The organism is Pseudomonas sp. KBW05 (genome assembly GCF_003852405.1).
Taxonomy (GTDB): Bacteria; Pseudomonadota; Gammaproteobacteria; order Pseudomonadales; family Pseudomonadaceae; genus Aquipseudomonas.
In genome coordinates this window covers 12,237-30,948 of sequence record NZ_QAJM01000033.1, presented here as the reverse complement: position 1 = coordinate 30,948, position 18,712 = coordinate 12,237, and the positions used below count along the sequence as shown (strand labels likewise).

The window sequence follows — 18,712 nt, the reverse complement described above, 5'->3', positions numbered from 1 at the left end:
GTGTCTGCATCGCAGGCAAGCCAGCTCCCACAGGACCATTCCCACATTCGGATTGTGTGGCTTTCAAGCCTTCGCCATGACGGCAACAAAGAGCGGCGACTCTAGAAAACGCTGCAACCAAACCTGCAACCGTTTATACGATGTACCGGCAAACCACACTCGATCCACATGGGCAAACTGGCGCACAAACGGTGCCAGTGCAGCATCCGCCAGGGTCAGGTGGTTGGCCAGCAGGTAATCCCGCCCGGCCAGCAACCCCTCCAACTTCTGCAAGAACACCTCGCCCTCGGCCCGATAATGTTCCATCGACTGTTCCGGGTAGCGCTCGGCGTACTTGTATCGATTCAAGTGATGTTTGAAGCCCTGATCGTTCTCTGCGATCAACCCCAAGACCGCCGGATCACCGTGCAGCAACCAGTCGTCAGGATCGTGCTGCGCCAGGGCCCATTGCATGATTTCCAGGCTCTCTTCAATCACCCGCCCGTCAACGCTGAGCACCGGCACCGTGCCCTTGGGCGATAGCGCGAGCATTTCGGCCGGCTTGGCCTTGAGGCTGACCTCGACGATACGCACCGGCACGCCGGCGTAGCGCAATGCCAACCGCGCGCGCATCGCGTAGGGGCAGCGGCGGAACGAATACAGCAGCGCTTCGCTCATTTGACTTCCAGGGTGCTCAAGCCGTTGCCTTGGCGTTTGACCTGGATCTGCACCGGGATGCGTTCGTGCATTTCCTGGACGTGGGAGATCACCGCCACCTTGCGGCCCTGGGCCTGCAAGCCGTCCAGTGCGTCCATGGCCAGTTGCAGGGATTCGGGATCGAGGCTGCCGAAACCTTCGTCGATAAACAGCGACTCGATCTTCAAGGTACTCGACGCCATGGACGCCAGGCCCAACGCCAGCGCCAGCGACACCAGGAAGGTCTCGCCGCCAGACAGCGAATGCACCGAGCGCAGTTCATCGCCCATCTCCGTGTCCTGCACCAGCAGGCCGAGCATGCTGCCGCCGCGCTTGAGGCGGTAGCGGCGCACCAGTTGGCGCAGTTGCACGTTGGCATGGTGCACCAGCAGGTCAAGGTTGTAGGCCTGGGCGATCTTGCGGAAGGTGTCGCCCGTGGCCGAGCCGATCAAAGCGTTCAGGCGTGCCCAGCGTTGCCATTCCTCATACGCCTTGGCGATCTGCGCGGCAAAGGCATGGTTGGCGTCCTGGCGACGCTGGTCTTCGGATTGGCGCGCGCGCAATTCGGCGAGGTGTTTTTCAGCATCGGTCACTTGCTGATTGAGTTCGGCGAGGGCGCTGTCCAGCTGTTCGGCGTCGAGGTTGCCGTTGTGCAGGGCCTGGTGGTCGGCCAGGCGTTGTTCGCGCTCTTGCAGCAGGACCTTGGCTTGCTCGACGGCTTTTTCGCTGTGCTGCAACTGCTGGCGCAGTGCGCTGACTTGCGCGTCATCGAAGGCCAGCAAGCGTGCAAGGCCTGCGTCATCCAGCTCCGGGTGCAGGGCGCGCCATTCGCCGATACGGCTGACGAGCGTGTGCTGCTCGGTTTGCAGCGCCTGCTGGCGCTCCTGTTGCGCGTTGAGGTCGGCGGCCAGTTGGATCAGCGCGTTGTGCAGCTCATGCAGTTGCTTATTGGCGTCGGCCTCGCTTTGACGCGACTGCGTGACGGCCTGGTCGAGTTGCTGTTGCCAGTGTTCGGCGCTGGTGTGGTCGCCTAGCAGTGCGCTGAGTTTCTCCTGCGCGGCCTGTTGCTGCGCAGTCAACCCAGCGAGGTTTCGTTGAGCGTCTTCCAATTGTTGTTGGCGATTCTGTTGACGGTCAGTTTCTTTTTCGATGGCTTGCTGGCGTTGCTGCTGCTCAGACAGTTCATCCTGCTGGAGTCTCATCTGCTCAAGGCGCTGGCTGACTTGCTGGTCCAACTGCATGAAGGTGGCCGTCGGTTCGCTGCGCAATCCTTCCAGGATCTCAGTGGGCAACAGGCTGGCGAAGGTATTGAACGCTTCGTCGAGGCGTTTGCTGTCCGCAGACAATTCACGTTGTTGGTCTGCGAGCATTTGGCTGGTCTGTCGGTTCGCCTCCTGCACAGTCTCCAGCTGCTGCTGCATGCGTCCGGCGTTTTGTTGCAGACCCAGCAAGGCGCTTTGGCGCTGTTCGTCCTGGGTGATGCGTTGCGTCAGTTGGCTCAGTTGTTGGATGACCCAGGCGCTGCGCTTGGTCGCGTCCTGATCGAGCAGCGAGGCGCCAAGTGCATGAGCTTGCAGATTCAGCGTCGAGGTTGTCTGGGCCTTGATCAGTTCTTCTTGCTGGCTCAGGTACTCCTTGATTTGCGCATTCACCCCGCCAAGGTCACCGCGCAACTCGATCAGTGTTTGATTCAGCGTATCGACCGCCTTTTGCGCGGTTGCCTCCTCACTCTCGTCGTGACGTCCAAGGCTTTGCAGCAGAGCTTCGGGTTGGTGATAGGGGTGTTCGTGGCTACCACATACCGGGCAGGGGTGGTCGTCTTCAAGCGTCGCGCGTAACTCCTCCACACTTTCACTGCGTGCCGCGCGTTGACGCTCCAGCAACTGTTTGGTCACTGTCAGCGTATGTTCGGCAGTGGTCAGTTCCGCCTTTGCCTGTTTGCCCGAATGAATAAGGATTTCGCGTTGCTGGTGGGCATCAACCAGCTTCTGAGCGAGCACGGTGGATTGATGATCCAGTTGTTGCTGGCTATCCCACAAACGCTTCAGGTCTTCGAAAGCGTGTTGTTGCTTGCGATTGTCTTGCAGCAGGCCGGCCAACAAATGAATTTGTTCGGCTACGGCATGGGGTTCTGCACCGGCTTCCTGGTACAGCAGATCCAGGGCTTGACGTTGCTGGGCCAAGTCTTCGGCAGCGGTGGTGGCGCGCTTTTCAAGCTGTGGTAATTCGGCGCTACCTTTGTTGAATCGGCTAGCGGTTTGCATGAGTTGTTGCAGGCTTGGGCGGTAACCATCCCATGCCGCACTTAACGGTGCGAGAGCGATACTGTGCGCCAACTCAGCATCCAACTGCTCAATGCGTACAGACGCTTGTTGATGCATAGCCTGTACGTTACCCAGTGCAGATTGGCCTTCTATGCACGCATTTTCTTTGAGTTGTTTTTCGTCAATGTACTTGCCCACTTCCTTGGTCAAGTGCGCCAACGTTGTTTGCTCTGCGAACGCCTGTTGCAGCAGGGGCGCGGCTTCACTCTGGTTGCTGACAGCGCCGACCAATGCGCCCTGGGCGGCGGTTTGCTGTTGCTGGGCCTGTTCCTGGCGGGCATTGAGCGTGGCCTGCTGTTCGATATGATGCTGGATCTGCGCGGCCAGCGGCGACAGCAGATTGCCCAGTTCGGCTTGGCGCGCGAAGTGATGACGTTGCGGCGCCAACTGGTCCAGCCGGCTCAGGTCCTGGCGCTGCTGGCCCTGGCTGGCCCAATCGGCCTGCGCGCGTTGGAGTTGTTCGGTCGCGCTGAGCTGACGCTCTTGCCATTCGCGCAACTCCTTGAGCCAGGCTTGTTGCGCCTCCAGTTGCTTGAGCTGGGCTTGTTGGGTCTTGAGTTGTTGTTGCGCGGCGTCGAATTGCTGATCCAATTCGGCGCGCACTTCGGCTGCCAGGGGCACGACGCCGGTGGCCTGGTCTTGCAGCTGTTTGTGGGCGTCCTTGGCCTCTTTGGCCTTGTCGAACGCACGGCGCCCGAGCTGGGTGTACAGCGCGGTGTCGGTGAGTTTTTCCAGCAGCTCGCTGCGTTCGTTGTCGTTGGCCTTGAGGAATGCACTGAATTCACTCTGGGCCAGCAGTACGGCGCGGGTGAACTGTTCAAAGTTCAAGCCCAGGGCCAGTTCCAACTGGGTCTTGTATTCGGTTTTCTGGCTGGCCAGCAGTTGGTCGCTGTCCAGGTCGATCAGGCTTTGGCGGCTGTTCTGCAATTTGCCGCTGGCCTTGTCGCGAGCACGGTTGGCTTCCCAGCGGGCACGATAGCGCCGGCCGTTGACGCCGACGAAATCCACTTCGGCATAACCGCCACCGGTGCCGCGTCGCAGCAGGGTGCGCGGGTCGCCGATGGAAATATCGCTGTCGGCGTCGGGCATCTTCGCCTGGCCGGTGTCGCCCAGGCGCGGTACGGCGCCAAACAACGCCAGGCACAACGCATCAAGCAGGGTGCTTTTACCGGCGCCGGTTGGCCCGGTGATTGCGAACAAGCCGGCACTGGCCAGCGGTTCGGCAGTAAAGTCGATTTCAAACGGGCCGGCCAGGGAGGCGAGGTTTTTCAGGCGAATGGCGAGGATTTTCATGCGGGTTCATCCTCCTGTTGCACTTCCTGGAGCAGCACGGCGAAATCCTTCAAGGTCTGTTCATCCACTTCACTGCCGTAACTGTCCTGCCAGGCGCGGCTGAACAGCTCCTGGGGGGTGAGTTGGTCGAGTTCGATCAGGCGCGCTTCGCCTTCTTCCTCACGCGCGCCGTTGCCGGCGTATTCGGCAGCGATGCGCACCAGACGCACGGCCTTGCCTTGCAGGGCGGTTTCGATTTGCTGGCGCAGGTCCGGTTGGGGTTCGTCGAGGCGCACGCGCACTTCCAGCCAGGGGTGGCGCTGGGTTTCGGCGAGCAGGTCGATGTCGGGCAGTTCGGACAGTGTCTTGAGGATATCGGCCAGGGGCGCGGCTTCCAGGCGTTGCAGGTCGACCGAGCGAGGGATCAGCAGCGGTTCGACGCTCACTAGGGCTTGACCCTGGAAGGTCACGTCGAGGATCTGGTGCTTGTAGCCGATTTCGGAAAACGACAGCGGAATCGGCGAGCCGCAATAGCGGATACGCTCTTCGCCATTGACCTTTTGCGGCTTGTGCAAATGGCCGAGGGCAACATAACCGACACTTCTGTCGAACAGCTTGGCGGGGAGTGCCTCGGCATTGCCGATGATCAGGCTGCGCTCGGAGTCTTCCGACACCGATCCACCGGCCATGTGCGCATGACTGATGGCGATCAATGCCTGGCCTTTTTTACGTTTGGCGTTGGCGGCAGCGATCAGCCATTCGTGCACCTGGCCGATACCGCGCAGGTAATCGTCACCCAAGTGTGCACCGGTGACTTCCGCCGGGCGCAGAAACGGTAGCGCCAGGCACCAGGCAGCGATCTTGCCCTTGGCATCCGGCAATGGGATCAGCAGGCGCTCGGCATCCAATTGGCCGTCATCCAGCCACAACACACGACCGAGGGCGTGGGTGCGCAGGCGCCGCATCAACGGCGCGGGCAATTCGATGCGCGAGCCCGAGTCGTGGTTGCCGGCGATCATCACGATGGTGAGGCTGGGGTTTTGTTCGTGGGCGCTGATGATGAAGTCATACAGGCGCTCCTGGGCCTTGAGCGGCGGGTTGACGGTGTCGAAGATATCACCGGCGATCAGCAGCGCATCGGGTTGATGAGTCTTGAGTTGGCCCAACAGCCAGTCGAGGAAACAGGCGTGTTCGTAATCGCGTTCCTGGCCATGCAGGTTTTGCCCAAGGTGCCAGTCGGAGGTGTGGAACAGACGCAAGGCGAACTCCCTGGAGAAGATGAAAAGGAGGGGAGTTTACCCGGAATGTGAACACACTGCCCCGGATGGTGCAGATCAAGTGTGGGAGCGGGCTTGCTCGCGAATGCGGTGTGTCAGTCAGCACATGTATTGACTGGTACACCGCATTCGCGAGCAAGCCCGCTCCCACATTTTGATCTGTGTGGTGTCAGTTACTTGGGGTAGAGCGGCGGCAGGCTGGTGGTGTCGGCGGTCGGGTCTGCTTCGCGTTCGGCCATTGGGATGGCCTTTACCGCGCGCCACAGCTCTTCACCCAGCCAGTACTGGCCGCTTTCGCTGTAGAGCGCGCCGTTCAGGCCGTCCAGGGCATCGGACAGTGGGATAAACCGCGCAGCCATCTCGGCCAGGGTTTCCGGTTGCTGCCGCGCCCAGGCGTCGAGGGCCTGACGGGTAGCCTGGGGGTCGTTGGCCTGGGTGGCGCGCTTGAGGTCGTCGAGCAAGGTGCGCGGGCTTGGGCCGGTTTGTGCGGCGCGCAGTACGGCCGGTTGCCGGCGCGCACGCCACCACAGGCCGAAACCCAGGAGCGTGGTGCAGGCCAGGATCAGCGTACTGAGCTGCCACAACCACAGGTGGCTGTCGTCTGGCGCCGTGATGACAGTGGGCGTGGCAGGCGTATCCACTACCAGGCTCGGGTTGTTGGCGACCTGCAAGGTCCGCGCCGGCAGGCTGGTGCGTTCCAGGTGGTCTTCGTGGGTGTTCCACCACACCACTTCCACCGCCGGCAGTTCCAGTGGGCCGACGCGGTTGGGCACCAGGGCTTCGCGGTCTTCGCGGCTGCCGATCAGGCCACGGTCATTGATCTGGTTGGCGAGCACCGGTTGATCCGGGTAGCGGCGCAGGCCGCTGATCTCGCTGCTGGGCAGGGCCGGCAGTTGTGCGCTCGACAGGCCTTCGGCCTTGATCGTGAGGCTGCGGGTCAGCGAGTCGCCGATCTGCACATGCTCCGGCTCGGGGTTCCAGCTTTCGTCGAGGGTCAGGCTACGTGCGGGCAGCCATGGTGTATCGGCAGGGTATAGCTCAGGCTTGGGCTTGACCGTCAGTGGCAGCGGCGCCGAGCTGACGTGGATCAACTTGCCGGGCTTGGTACCTTGCAGGGTGTTTTCCTGGGGCGGGCGTGATTCCACCAAGGTGGCGCTGAAGGTCTGCGCGGGAATATCCAGCACACCGCTGTGTTGCGGGTAGATCGCGTAGCGGGTTTCGATCACGCCATGGCGGATGCTGTTGATGACTTTTTCGTAGGTGCGCGACTCGCCCAACTGCTCGATGCGTGCGTCGGGGATCTGCAGCGGTGTAAGGCTGCTGTCGTCATACAGCGACACCGAGTGGTACACGCGCACCGTCAGCAGGGCCTGGGCCTGTACGTACACGCTGGTCTGGTCGAGGTTGGCTTCGACAAACACCGGCGCCAGTTCGGCGTTGGTGTTCTGGCTGGCGGTCTCGACCACTTGCAGGCTGATGGGTTGGGTCGAATATTCGCCCACTTGCAGCGGCGGGATCACCACGATGCCGTTTTCCTTGGGCAGCAGGGTGATGATCCAGCGTGTGGTGGCGTGGTTATCGCCGCCCAGGGTGGTGAGTTGGTTGAGCTGGCGGGTGCCGCTGACTTCGAACTGCGCCTCCAGGGGCGACAGGTCGGGTTTGCCGAACTGGGTGACGTCGCTGGATTCCACCGTCAGTTCCACCGTTTCCCCGGAGTTGAGGCGGCTGCGGTCAACGCTGGCGACCAGGTTCGCCGCCTGGGCGTGGCCTGCCGATAACGCGAGCAGAAGCAGTAGGGTGGGGCGGCGGCTCATCGAGTCTTGTCCTGATGTTGTTGCTGTTCGTACCAGAATTTGCGGCGAAGCAGTTCGCCGGGGTTGTCGGGGATCTCCCGCAACCATTGCTCCAGGGCCTGGCGGTGTTCACCGTCGAGGCTGGCGTCGCTGGGGCGTAGCGGCGGGGTGGTGGTTTGCTCATCCCCCAGTTCGCTGCCCGGCACTTCGTTGCCACCAGGGTGGGGCGTGGCGCCGGTCTGGGTATCGCCGGTGCCGGCTTCGCCCTGGCCTTGGGACGACTGCTCGCCACCCGTAGCGTTTTGCCCGCTGGCGCCCGGTTGCGCAGTTTGGCCGGGTTGGGTGGTTTCGTCATCTTCGTTTTTTGCCGGCTTTTCAGGTTCCGGCTGCGTTTGTTCCTGCATCAGGGTTTCCAGCAGGGCTTTGTTTTTCAGCGCCGGTTGCAGGTCGGGCTGGGCTTCCAGGGCCTGTTCGTAGGCGTCGATGGCGGCTTCCAGTTCACCGGATTTGGCCAGCGCATTGCCTCGATTGTAGTGGGAATAGGCGTCATTACCTTCGGCAAAGCGTTTGATGGCCTCGGCATAGTTGCCGGCTTCGTACAGCGCTACGCCTTGCCATTGCGGGTCTTGAAAGTGTTCGGCGGCTTCGGCGGGGCGTTTTTGCTTGAGCAGGTACTGGCCTTGCTGGTCAGGGCGCAGCCACAGGTCCTGCCACTCGAAGGCATAGCTGGGTTGTGGCGCGACCAGGAACAACAGCGGCAGGCAGAACAACCAGCCGCGCCGCCCGGCACAGGCGGCCAGCAGCAACAAGGGCAGCAGCAGCCAATAACCCTGGTCGGCCCAGGTGTCGAGGTGCAGGCGCTGGCCGTCGTCGCGCAGGGCTTGCGGCGGGTCGAGCACGCCGAGTTGGCGCAGGTCTTTGTCATCCAGGCGCGCAGCACGGTAGCGGCCGCCCATTTCGTTGGCGAAGGCCTTGAGGGTCGGGCTGTCGAGGCGCGGCACCAGGATCGCGCCCTGTTCGTCCTTGAGGAATTCGCCGCTTTCCTGGGTCACGGGCGTGCCTTCGCGGCTGCCGATGCCGAGGATCGACAGGCTTGGTGATTGTGCGCTTTGCAGCAGCAGGCGAATGCCCTGGCGCTCCTGTTTGGACAGCGACGAGCCGATCAGCAGCAAGCGTCCCTGGCCGAGACCGCCGCGCTTGAGCAGGTCCAGGGCTTTTTCCACCGCGAGGTCGGCACGATGGCCGGGCTCGGGCATGATCGACGGGCGCAGGGCTTCCAGCAGGTTGCGGCTGGTGGCCAGGTCGTCGGACAGCGGCACCAGCGTGTGGGCGCTGCCGGCATACACGACGATGGCGGTCTGCGCGTCGCTGCGTGCCTGCAACAAGTCGTAGAGCTTGCGTCGCGCCTGTTCCAGGCGGTTGGGCGGGCTGTCGGTGGCGAGCATTTCCGGGGTCAGTTCCAGCAACACCACCAACGGGTCGGAGGGTTTCTGGCTGGACTGTTCAACCCGCTGCCAACTCGGCCCAAGCAGCGCCAGCACGGCCAACAGCCAAGCGATGCCCAGCACCACCCACGGCGATTTGCTTTCGCGACCGTTGCCACCACTGAGCAAAACGGCATGGAAGGCCGGCGGCAGGATCATCTGCCAGCGCCCGGCGCGTTTCTGCCGGTGCCACAACTGCCACAGCAGCCAGCCGAGCAACGGCAGCAGCAACAGCCACCAGGGGCGGAACCAATGCGGCCACAGGTCGATCATCGCCGCCTCCGCAAACGCAGGCGTTGCAGGCGCTTGCGCCATTCGGGGTGCTGTTGCAGGAAAATCCCCTTGCTCGAGAGTTTATTGAACAGCCGTTGCAGGGCGTTGTTCGGCCAGCGTTCCTGGACCACCAGCAACAGGCTCAGGATCAACGCCAGGGCCAGCGGCCCGCTATACAGCGCCTGCGCCGGGCGCGCCTGGGTCGGTTGTTGTTCGACCGGCTCGAGCTTGTCGAGGGTGTCCTTGATGGTTTGCAATTCTTCGCCGTCGCGGGCACGGAAGTATTGCCCGCCGGTGGCCTGAGCGATGGCCTTGAGTGCCGGTTCGTCGAGGTCCAGGCTCGGGTTGACGCCGAGGATACCCAGGGAACCGGTTTGCTCGGGGTCGGCGCCAATGCCGATGGGGTAGATCTTCACGCCTTCTTCGGCGGCCAGGCGCGCGGCGGTGAGCGGGTCGATCTGCCCGGCGTTGTTGGCGCCGTCCGTCACCAGGATCAACACGCGGCTTTGTGCCGGGCGCTGGCGCAAGCGTTTGAGGGCCAGGCCGATGGCATCGCCGATGGCGGTGTTTTTGCCGGCGATGCCGATACGCGCTTCATCCAGCCAGGTGCGCACTGTGCGGCGGTCGAAGGTCAGTGGCGCTTGCAGGTAGGCCTGGCTGCCGAACAGGATCAGGCCGACGCGGTCGCCTTCGCGCTCCTCAAGGAAGTCGCCGAGCAGGTGTTTGACCAGGCTCAGGCGGCTGATGTCGTCGTCCTGCCAGTGCATGTCGGGGAAGTCCATGGAGCCGGACACGTCCACCGCCACCAGCAGGTCGCGGCCGCTGGCGGCAATCGGCAGCGGTTCGCCGAGCCATTCCGGGCGCGCGGCGGCGGTCAGCAGCAACAGCCACAAGACTACAAACGGCGCTTGCTGGCGCCAGCCCGGCAGGTTTACGCGGGCACGGCGGCGGGCAAGGCTTTCGAGGTCGCCCAGGTAGCTGACTTTCAACGCGGGCTCGCCGCTGTCGGCCACGGGCAGCACCAGGCGCATCAGCCAGGGCAATGGCAGCAGGGCGAAGATCCACGGCCAGGCGAACTCAAACATGTTTGCGGATCCAGGTGTCGACGGCTTGGGTCAGGCCGGCGATGGCTTTGTCGTCGAGTTTGCATTCAGGTTTGTAGGCGCCCTCCACCAGCACCATCCAACGGGTGAGGCCGGCAGCGGGGCAGCGGTTGTCGAGGAAGGCCAGCCACTTGCGGCCATTGAGGGTGTGGCTCTGGCTGTAGGGGTAGTCGTTGCGGCACAGGCGCTTGAGCAGGCCGTTGAGTTGTTGCAGCCAGGCGCCAGCCGGCGCGCCGTCGTAGGGTTTTGGCATCAGCGCAAGTTCTGCCAGAGCGGCAATGCGCAACGGGTCCAGAGGTTGTTCGGCGCGGGCCACGGGGCGTCGCGCGGGCAGGAAACGACGCAGCGTCCACAGCCCCCAGCCAAGCAGCGGGATCAGCAGCAACAACAGCCACCAGCCCGGCGCAGGCGGCCAGAACCCAATGGCCGGCGGGGCGATCAGCGGTTGCAGTTGGTCCAGGCTGCTCATTGCTTTTTAACCGGGCGTTGCGGGTTGAGGTATTCGCGCAGTTGCTCGACCATTTCGCTCTGGGTGCTCAAGGGCATCAGCAGCACCCGCAGCTTTTGCGCGAGCAATTCCCAGCGGGCGATGCGCGCCTCGGCCTGGGCTTTGTAGGCTTGGCGTAAATCGTAGTTCAGCGTGTCCAGTTCCAACAGCGCGCCGCGTTGCGCAAAACGCAGCAGCCCGGCGGCGGGCAGGGCGTGGTCCAGCGGGTCGGAGATCGGCAGCAGCAGCAGGTCGCAATGCCGCGACAACAGGCTCAGCTGCTGCTCGGCGCCTTCGGTCAGGGCGCGCTCGTCGCAGATCACAATCACCAGGCTGCCGGGGCGCAAGACTTCACGGCCACGGCGCAGGGCCATGCCCAGGGCATCGGCTTCGGGATGGCTTTCGGTGTTCAGGCTCTGGTTGACGCGCACCAGGCGGTTGAGCAGTTGCAGCAGGCTTTGCTTGCTGCGGCGGGGTTTGATTTCGTAGTGCTCGTTATCGCCGAATACCAACCCGCCAACGCGGTCGTTGTGCCCCAGCGCCGCCCAGCCGATCAGGCTCGCCGCCTGGGCGGCCAGTACCGACTTGAACATCTGCCCGGAGCCGAAAAACAGCCGGCAGCTTTGCTCGACCATGATGAAGATCGGCCGCTCGCGCTCTTCATGGAACAGTTTGGTGTGTGGCTCCTGGGTGCGCGCCGTCACGCGCCAGTCGATGGTGCGCACATCGTCGCCAGCCTGGTACACGCGCACCTGGTCGAAGTCGACGCCGCGCCCGCGCAGTTTGGAGTGGTGCAGGCCGATCAGCGGGCTGCGTTGGCTGGGTGTGGAAAACAGCTGCACTTCGCGCACGCGATGGCGCATCTCGATCAATTCGCTGAGGGTGACGCGGATGCCATCGCTTGCGTTCATGGGGTTCAAGCGACGGCAACGACGTCAAGAATGCGCTGTACCACGCGGTCCTGGTCAATGCCCGCGGCTTCGGCTTCGAACGACAGGATGATGCGGTGGCGCAGCACGTCGAACAGCACCGCCTGGATGTCTTCCGGGCTGACGAAGTCGCGCCCGGCCAGCCAGGCATGGGCGCGGGCGCAGCGGTCGAGGGCGATGGAGCCGCGCGGGCTGGCGCCGTAGGCGATCCATTCGGCCATCTCCGGGTCGAACTTGGCCGGGGTCCGCGTGGCCATGACCAGTTGCACCAGGTATTCCTCCACCGCGTCGGCCATGTACAGGCCGAGGATTTCCTTGCGGGCGGCAAAGATGGCTTGCTGGCTGACACGGCGCTCGGGCTTGGTTTCACCGTTGAGCGCTTCGCCACGGGCCTGTTGCAGGATGCGCCGTTCGACGGCGGCGTCCGGGAAACCGATTTTTACATGCATCAGGAAACGGTCGAGCTGGGCTTCGGGCAGCGGGTAGGTGCCTTCCTGCTCGATGGGGTTTTGCGTGGCCATCACCAAAAACAGCGGCGACAGCTCGTAGGTGCTGCGCCCGACGCTGACCTGGCGCTCGGCCATGGCTTCGAGCAGGGCCGATTGCACCTTGGCCGGCGCGCGGTTGATTTCGTCCGCCAGCACCAGATTGTGGAAGATCGGCCCTTGCTGGAACACGAAACTGCCGGTTTCCGGGCGATAGATCTCGGTGCCGGTGATGTCGGCCGGCAGCAGGTCGGGGGTGAACTGGATGCGATGGAACTGCGCCTCGATGCCTTCGGCCAACTCCTTGATGGCCTTGGTCTTGGCCAGGCCCGGCGCGCCTTCTACCAGCATATGGCCGTCTGCGAGCAGGGCGATCAGCAGACGATCGATGAGTTTTTCCTGGCCGAGAATCTGCGTAGAAAGAAAGGTTCGCAGCGCGAGCAGCGCTTCACGATGTTCCATCGATGACGGTTCCTGGAGAGGTGCGCCCTGGGGTCGAGTCAAAACGCCGGGCTAGGGAGGCTTACTTTAATGCATCGCGGGGTGTAGCGACTAACGGCGTAATGAGTATTTTTGGCAAAACTTGTAGGAAATTTGTTTGGCGTGCGCAAGACAATGTGGGAGCGGGCTTGCTCGCGAAGGCGGAGTATCAGTCGCTATTTTTGTTGACTGAACCACCGCATTCGCGAGCAAGCCCGCTCCCACACAAGCCCGCTCCCACATTAGTTCTCTTATGCAGCTTAGATTCGGGTGAAGGTGCCGGTGCCGTTGAGGATGTTCTGCAGGGTTTCTTCAACCTCGGCCATGTCTGAGGCAGCGGTGGCGTGGCTGATCTGCAATTGATCCTTGCCGCCCAGAGCGTCGGCGTCGCCGGCAGCCAGTTCCACCAGCAGGGTCGTGTCACCCAGGGTGACCTTCAGCCCGTCCAGGGTCGATGGCTCGTAGTCCCAGGTCAGTTCCACTTCGTCTTCATCCGGGTAGCGGGTCAGCATGAACATCTCGCCGTTCTTGCCGTGGCAGCAGAGCATGGCCATGTTGTCTTCTTCGTCATCGCACGGAGTGACCATCAGGGCGTCGGTTGTCAGTTGCAGCATGGGGAATCCTGTCTGGGCGGGGCTTGATGCGGGCAATTGTGCCATTGCCGCGAATTTTGTGCTGCATCCTGTGTCAGACCCAGTGCATGACCTGACGCGTGCTATCAGTCATTTCCGGTACTCGGTGCGGTAAAAACACCTGGTTTTTTAACCGAAAATTCCGGGTTGCCCAAGTTGCAACCGCTGGCCTGCGTACCGATGACCGAATATGTCGCAGCACCGCAAGCAGCTGTCTTCCCACACTCGTTAAGCTGCGCAACGGATGTGCATGAGCCAGGCGCCTGACCTGCCCGTCGTACCGTCATCTGGCCCGGTGCGCATCTCGTGCAAGTTGTATGTGACCCCGTTGTCTTGTGCAGCTTCACCCACCTGTCGCTTTGATTCGCTATGGTTAACCTGCGAACAGAGCTGACGGTCTCCCCGCAAGGGGATAACACGCGACGCTTTCATCAATAACAAGCCCAAGCGGAGTACCACAGATGGCGTTCTTCACCGCAGCCAGCAAGGCCGACTTCCAGCATCAACTGCAAGCGGCACTGGCGCAGCACATCAGTGAACAGGCACTGCCACAAGTGGCGCTGTTCGCTGAACAATTCTTCGGCATCATTTCTCTGGACGAACTGACCCAGCGTCGCCTTTCCGACCTGGCCGGTTGCACCCTCTCTGCGTGGCGCCTGCTTGAGCGCTTTGACCACACCCAACCGCAAGTACGGGTGTACAACCCCGATTACGAACGTCATGGCTGGCAATCGACCCACACCGCGGTCGAAGTGCTGCACCATGACCTGCCATTTCTGGTGGACTCGGTCCGTACCGAGCTGAACCGTCGTGGCTACAGCATCCACACCCTGCAAACCACCGTGCTCAGCGTGCGTCGTGGCAGCAAGGGCGAGCTGTTGGAAATCCTGCCAAAAGGCACCCAGGGCGAAGGCATCCAGCAAGAATCGCTGATGTACCTGGAAATCGACCGCTGCGCCAACGCCGCCGAACTCAACGTGCTGAGCAAAGAGCTTGAGCAGGTGTTGGGCGAAGTGCGCGTGGCGGTGGCTGATTTCGAACCGATGAAAGCCAAGGTCCAGGACCTGCTGGCCGGTATCGACGCCAGCCAGTTCACTATCGACGGCGAAGAAAAGGCTGAGATCAAGAGCTTCCTGGAATGGCTGGTGGGCAACCACTTTACCTTCCTCGGCTATGAAGAGTTTGTGGTACGTGACGAGGCAGATGGCGGTCATATCGAATATGACACCGACTCTTTCCTCGGTCTGACCAAGCTGCTGCGTGCCGGCCTGACCGCCGAAGACACGCGCATCGAAGACTACGCCGTGGCTTACCTGCGCGAGCCGTCTGTGTTGTCGTTCGCCAAGGCTGCGCACCCGAGCCGCGTGCACCGTCCGGCCTACCCGGACTACGTGTCGATCCGCGAAATCAGTGCCGACGGCAAGGTCATCAAGGAACACCGCTTCATGGGCCTCTACACCTCGTCGGTGTACGGCGAAAGCGTGCGGGTGATTCCGTATATCCGTCGCAAGGTCGCGGAAATCGAACGCCGTTCCGGCTTCCAGCCCAAGGCTCACCTGGGCAAGGAGCTGGCGCAAGTCGTTGAAGTCTTGCCACGTGATGACCTGTTCCAGACCCCGGTCGACGAACTGTTCAGCACCGTGATGTCGATCGTGCAGATCCAGGAACGCAACAAGATCCGCGTATTCCTGCGCAAAGACCCTTACGGTCGTTTCTGCTACTGCCTGGCCTACGTGCCACGCGACATCTATTCCACCGAAGTGCGCCAGAAGATCCAGCAAGTGCTGATGGATCGCCTGAAGGCCTCGGACTGCGAGTTCTGGACCTTCTTCTCCGAGTCCGTGCTGGCTCGCGTGCAGCTGATCCTGCGGGTTGACCCGAAGAACCGCCTGGACATCGACCCGCTGCAACTGGAAAAAGAAGTGGTGCAGGCCTGCCGCAGCTGGCAGGACGACTACTCCAGCCTCGTGGTGGAAAGCTTCGGCGAAGCCCAGGGCACCAACGTGCTGGCGGATTTCCCGAAAGGCTTCCCGGCCGGCTACCGCGAGCGTTTCGCCGCGCATTCGGCCGTGGTCGACATGCAGCACCTCAACAGCCTCACCGAAGCCAACCCTCTGGTGATGAGCTTCTACCAGCCGCTGGGCCAGGTCTCCGGCCAGCGTGAGCTGCATTGCAAGCTCTACCACGCCGACACCCCGCTGGCGCTGTCCGACGTCTTGCCGATCCTGGAAAACCTTGGCCTGCGTGTGCTGGGCGAGTTCCCGTACCGCCTGCGCCACGCCAATGGCCGCGAGTTCTGGATCCATGACTTTGCGTTCATCGCCGCCGAAGGCGTGAACCTGGACATCCAGCAGCTCAACGACACCCTGCAAGACGCCTTCGTGCACATCGTGCATGGCGACGCCGAGAACGATGCGTTCAACCGCCTGGTGCTGACTGCCGGCCTGCCATGGCGCGACGTGGCGCTGCTGCGTGCCTACGCCCGTTACCTCAAGCAGATCCGCCTGGGCTTCGACCTCGGTTACATCGCCAGCACCCTGAATAACCACACCGACATCGCCCGCGAGTTGACCCGGTTGTTCAAGACCCGCTTCTACCTGGCGCGCAAGCTCACCAGCGACGACCTGGAAGACAAGCAGCAACGCCTGGAGCAAGCGATTCTCACCGCCCTGGACGATGTTCAGGTGCTCAACGAAGACCGCATCCTGCGTCGCTACCTGGACCTGATCAAGGCCACCCTGCGCACCAACTTCTACCAGACCGACGCCAACGGCCAGAACAAGTCGTACTTCAGCTTCAAGTTCGACCCGCGTGCGATCCCTGAGCTGCCTAAGCCGGTGCCGAAGTTTGAGATCTTCGTCTACTCGCCACGGGTTGAAGGCGTGCACCTGCGCTTCGGCAACGTGGCCCGTGGCGGCCTGCGCTGGTCCGACCGTGAAGAAGACTTCCGTACCGAAGTGCTTGGCCTGGTAAAAGCCCAGCAAGTGAAGAACTCGGTCATCGTGCCAGTGGGCGCGAAGGGCGGCTTCTTGCCGCGTCGCCTGCCACTGGGCGGCAGCCGTGACGAGATCGCGGCCGAGGGCATCGCCTGCTACCGCATCTTCATCTCCGGCCTGTTGGACATCACCGACAACCTGAAAGACGGCGTCCTGGTGCCACCGGCCAACGTCGTGCGTCATGACGACGACGACCCGTACCTGGTAGTGGCAGCGGACAAAGGCACTGCGACCTTCTCCGACATCGCCAACGGCATTGCCATCGATTACGGCTTCTGGCTGGGCGATGCGTTTGCTTCCGGTGGTTCCGCCGGTTACGACCACAAGAAAATGGGTATCACCGCCAAGGGCGCGTGGGTCGGTGTGCAGCGTCACTTCCGTGAGCGCGGCATCAACGTGCAGGAAGACAGCATCACTGTGGTGGGCGTCGGCGATATGGCCGGTGACGTGTTCGGTAACGGCCTGTTGATGTCCGACAAGCTGCAACTGGTCGCGGCCTTCAACCACCTGCACATCTTTATCGATCCAAACCCGAACCCGGCCACCAGCTTTGTCGAGCGCCAGCGCATGTTCGAGCTGCCGCGTTCGGCCTGGACCGACTACGACACCAGCATCATGTCCGAAGGCGGCGGTATCTTCTCGCGCAGCGCGAAGAGCATTGCCATCTCGCCACAGATGAAAGAGCGCTTCGACATCGCGGCCGACAAGCTGACCCCGACTGAACTGCTGAACGCCTTGCTCAAGGCGCCGGTGGACCTGTTGTGGAACGGCGGTATCGGTACCTACGTCAAGGCCAGCAGCGAAAGCCATGCCGACGTGGGCGACAAGGCCAACGACGCGCTGCGCGTCAACGGCAACGAGCTGCGCTGCAAGGTGGTGGGCGAGGGCGGTAACCTCGGCATGACCCAGTTGGGTCGTGTGGAATTCGGCCTCAATGGCGGCGGTTCCAACACCGACTTCATCGACAACGCGGGTGGTGTGGACTGCTCCGACCACGAAGTGAACATCAAGATCCTGCTCAACGAAGTGGTGCAGGCCGGTGACATGACCGACAAGCAACGCAACCAGTTGTTGGCGAGCATGACCGACGAAGTCGGCAGCCTGGTGTTGGGCAACAACTACAAGCAGACCCAGGCCCTGTCCCTGGCCGCGCGCCGTGCCTACGAGCGTGCGGCCGAGTACAAGCGCCTGATGAGCGACCTGGAAGGCCGTGGCAAGCTGGACCGCGCCATCGAGTACCTGCCGACCGAGGAGCAGCTCGTCGAGCGCGCCGCGACGGGCAAGGGCTTGACCCGTCCGGAGCTGTCCGTGCTGATTTCCTACAGCAAGATCGACCTCAAGGAAGCGCTGCTCAAGTCGCTGGTACCGGATGACGACTACCTGACCCGCGACATGGAGACCGCGTTCCCACCGAGCCTGGTGGCCAAGTTCGGCGAAGCCATGCGTCGCCACCGCTTGAAGCGCGAGATCGTCAGCACCCAGATCGCCAACGACCTGGTCAACCACATGGGCATCACCTTCGTTCAACGACTCAAAGAGTCGACCGGCATGAGCCCGGCGAACGTGGCGGGCGCGTATGTGATTGTGCGTGACATCTTCCACCTCCCGCACTGGTTCCGTCAGATTGAAGCCCTGGACCACCAGGTTTCTGCCGACGTGCAACTGGAGTTGATGGACGAGCTGATGCGCCTGGGTCGCCGTGCTACGCGCTGGTTCCTGCGCAGCCGTCGCAACGAGCAGGACGCTGGCCGTGACACCGCGCACTTCGGTCCACACCTGGCAGCACTGGGCCTCAAGCTCGACGAACTGCTGGAAGGCCCGACCCGCGAAGGCTGGCAGAACCGCTACGGCAAATACACCGAAGCCGGTGTGCCGGAGTTGTTGGCCCGCATGGTTGCAGGGACTACTCACCTGTACACCTTGCTGCCGATCATCGAAGCCGCCGACGTGACTGGGCATGACGCCGCCGAAGTGGCCAAGGCCTACTTCGCCGTTGGCAGCGCCCTGGACCTGCCGTGGTACCTGCAGCAGATCAGCGATCTGCCGGTAGCCAACAACTGGCAGGCCCAGGCCCGTGAAGCGTTCCGTGACGATGTGGACTGGCAGCAACGGGCGATCACCATTTCGGTCCTGCAAATGGCCGACGCGCCACAAGACATGGAAGCCCGTGTGGCCCTGTGGCTTGAGCAGCACAAGGACATGGCTGATCGTTGGGTGTCGATGATGGTAGAAATTCGTGCTGCGGTCGGCACGGACTACGCCATGTACGCGGTGGCCAACCGTGAGTTGCTGGACCTGGCGTTGAGTGGTCAGTCGGTGTTGTCACCGGTTTGATCTGACGCTGCAAACAAAAGCCCCCGTATCGCGAGATACGGGGGCTTTTTATTGGAACGCTATTGATCAGGCAATGAGGGGCAAATGTGGGAGCGGGCTTGCTCGCGAATGCGGTGTGTCAGTCAAAGATGTTCCAACTGAACCACCGCATTCGCGAGCAAGCCCGCT

At 62.4% G+C, this 18,712-nt stretch carries 11 protein-coding genes; 1 reads left to right on the top strand and 10 read right to left on the bottom strand.

What is annotated here, in order from left to right:
* Positions 1–63: 63 nt before the first annotated feature.
* The 10 genes from DBR46_RS25545 to DBR46_RS25500 form a co-directional block, all read right to left on the bottom strand.
* Positions 64–657: a glutathione S-transferase gene (locus DBR46_RS25545; RefSeq protein ID WP_124528478.1), complete on the bottom strand. Its 594-nt coding sequence runs from the start codon at positions 655–657 to the stop codon at positions 64–66.
* Positions 654–4,292, bottom strand: a complete 3,639-nt coding sequence (locus DBR46_RS25540) for an AAA family ATPase (protein ID WP_124528476.1) — start codon at positions 4,290–4,292, stop codon at positions 654–656. The genes DBR46_RS25545 and DBR46_RS25540 overlap by 4 nt, the downstream gene beginning before the upstream one ends.
* On the bottom strand, positions 4,289–5,530 hold the full coding sequence (locus tag DBR46_RS25535; RefSeq protein WP_124528474.1) for an exonuclease SbcCD subunit D C-terminal domain-containing protein: 1,242 nt from the start codon (positions 5,528–5,530) through the stop codon (positions 4,289–4,291). The genes DBR46_RS25540 and DBR46_RS25535 overlap by 4 nt, the downstream gene beginning before the upstream one ends.
* A gap of 191 nt (positions 5,531–5,721) precedes the next feature.
* Positions 5,722–7,362, bottom strand: a complete 1,641-nt coding sequence (locus DBR46_RS25530) for a BatD family protein (protein ID WP_124528472.1) — start codon at positions 7,360–7,362, stop codon at positions 5,722–5,724.
* A complete protein-coding gene (locus DBR46_RS25525) occupies positions 7,359–9,098 on the bottom strand; it encodes a tetratricopeptide repeat protein (protein ID WP_124528470.1) in 1,740 nt (579 codons plus the stop codon). Before DBR46_RS25525 ends, DBR46_RS25530 begins: the two co-directional genes overlap by 4 nt.
* Complete coding sequence (locus tag DBR46_RS25520; protein WP_124528469.1) at positions 9,095–10,183, bottom strand: VWA domain-containing protein; 1,089 nt, start codon at positions 10,181–10,183, stop codon at positions 9,095–9,097. Before DBR46_RS25520 ends, DBR46_RS25525 begins: the two co-directional genes overlap by 4 nt.
* Positions 10,176–10,670 carry a DUF4381 domain-containing protein gene (locus DBR46_RS25515; RefSeq protein ID WP_124528467.1) on the bottom strand — a complete coding sequence of 165 codons (495 nt, stop codon included), beginning with the start codon at positions 10,668–10,670 and terminating at the stop codon, positions 10,176–10,178. The genes DBR46_RS25520 and DBR46_RS25515 overlap by 8 nt, the downstream gene beginning before the upstream one ends.
* Positions 10,667–11,599, bottom strand: coding sequence for a DUF58 domain-containing protein (locus DBR46_RS25510; protein WP_017739128.1), 933 nt, complete (start codon positions 11,597–11,599; stop codon positions 10,667–10,669). Before DBR46_RS25510 ends, DBR46_RS25515 begins: the two co-directional genes overlap by 4 nt.
* A gap of 5 nt (positions 11,600–11,604) precedes the next feature.
* Positions 11,605–12,564, bottom strand: coding sequence for a MoxR family ATPase (locus DBR46_RS25505; protein WP_017739127.1), 960 nt, complete (start codon positions 12,562–12,564; stop codon positions 11,605–11,607).
* 278 nt (positions 12,565–12,842) lie between these two features.
* The gene (locus DBR46_RS25500; RefSeq protein ID WP_124528465.1) at positions 12,843–13,196 is read right to left on the bottom strand and encodes a hypothetical protein; all 354 of its coding nucleotides are present in this window, start codon (positions 13,194–13,196) and stop codon (positions 12,843–12,845) included.
* A 479-nt stretch (positions 13,197–13,675) separates the two neighbouring features.
* Here DBR46_RS25500 and DBR46_RS25495 point away from each other — a divergent pair, with 479 nt between their 5' ends.
* Positions 13,676–18,544: an NAD-glutamate dehydrogenase gene (locus DBR46_RS25495; RefSeq protein ID WP_124528463.1), complete on the top strand. Its 4,869-nt coding sequence runs from the start codon at positions 13,676–13,678 to the stop codon at positions 18,542–18,544.
* Positions 18,545–18,712: the final 168 nt, after the last annotated feature.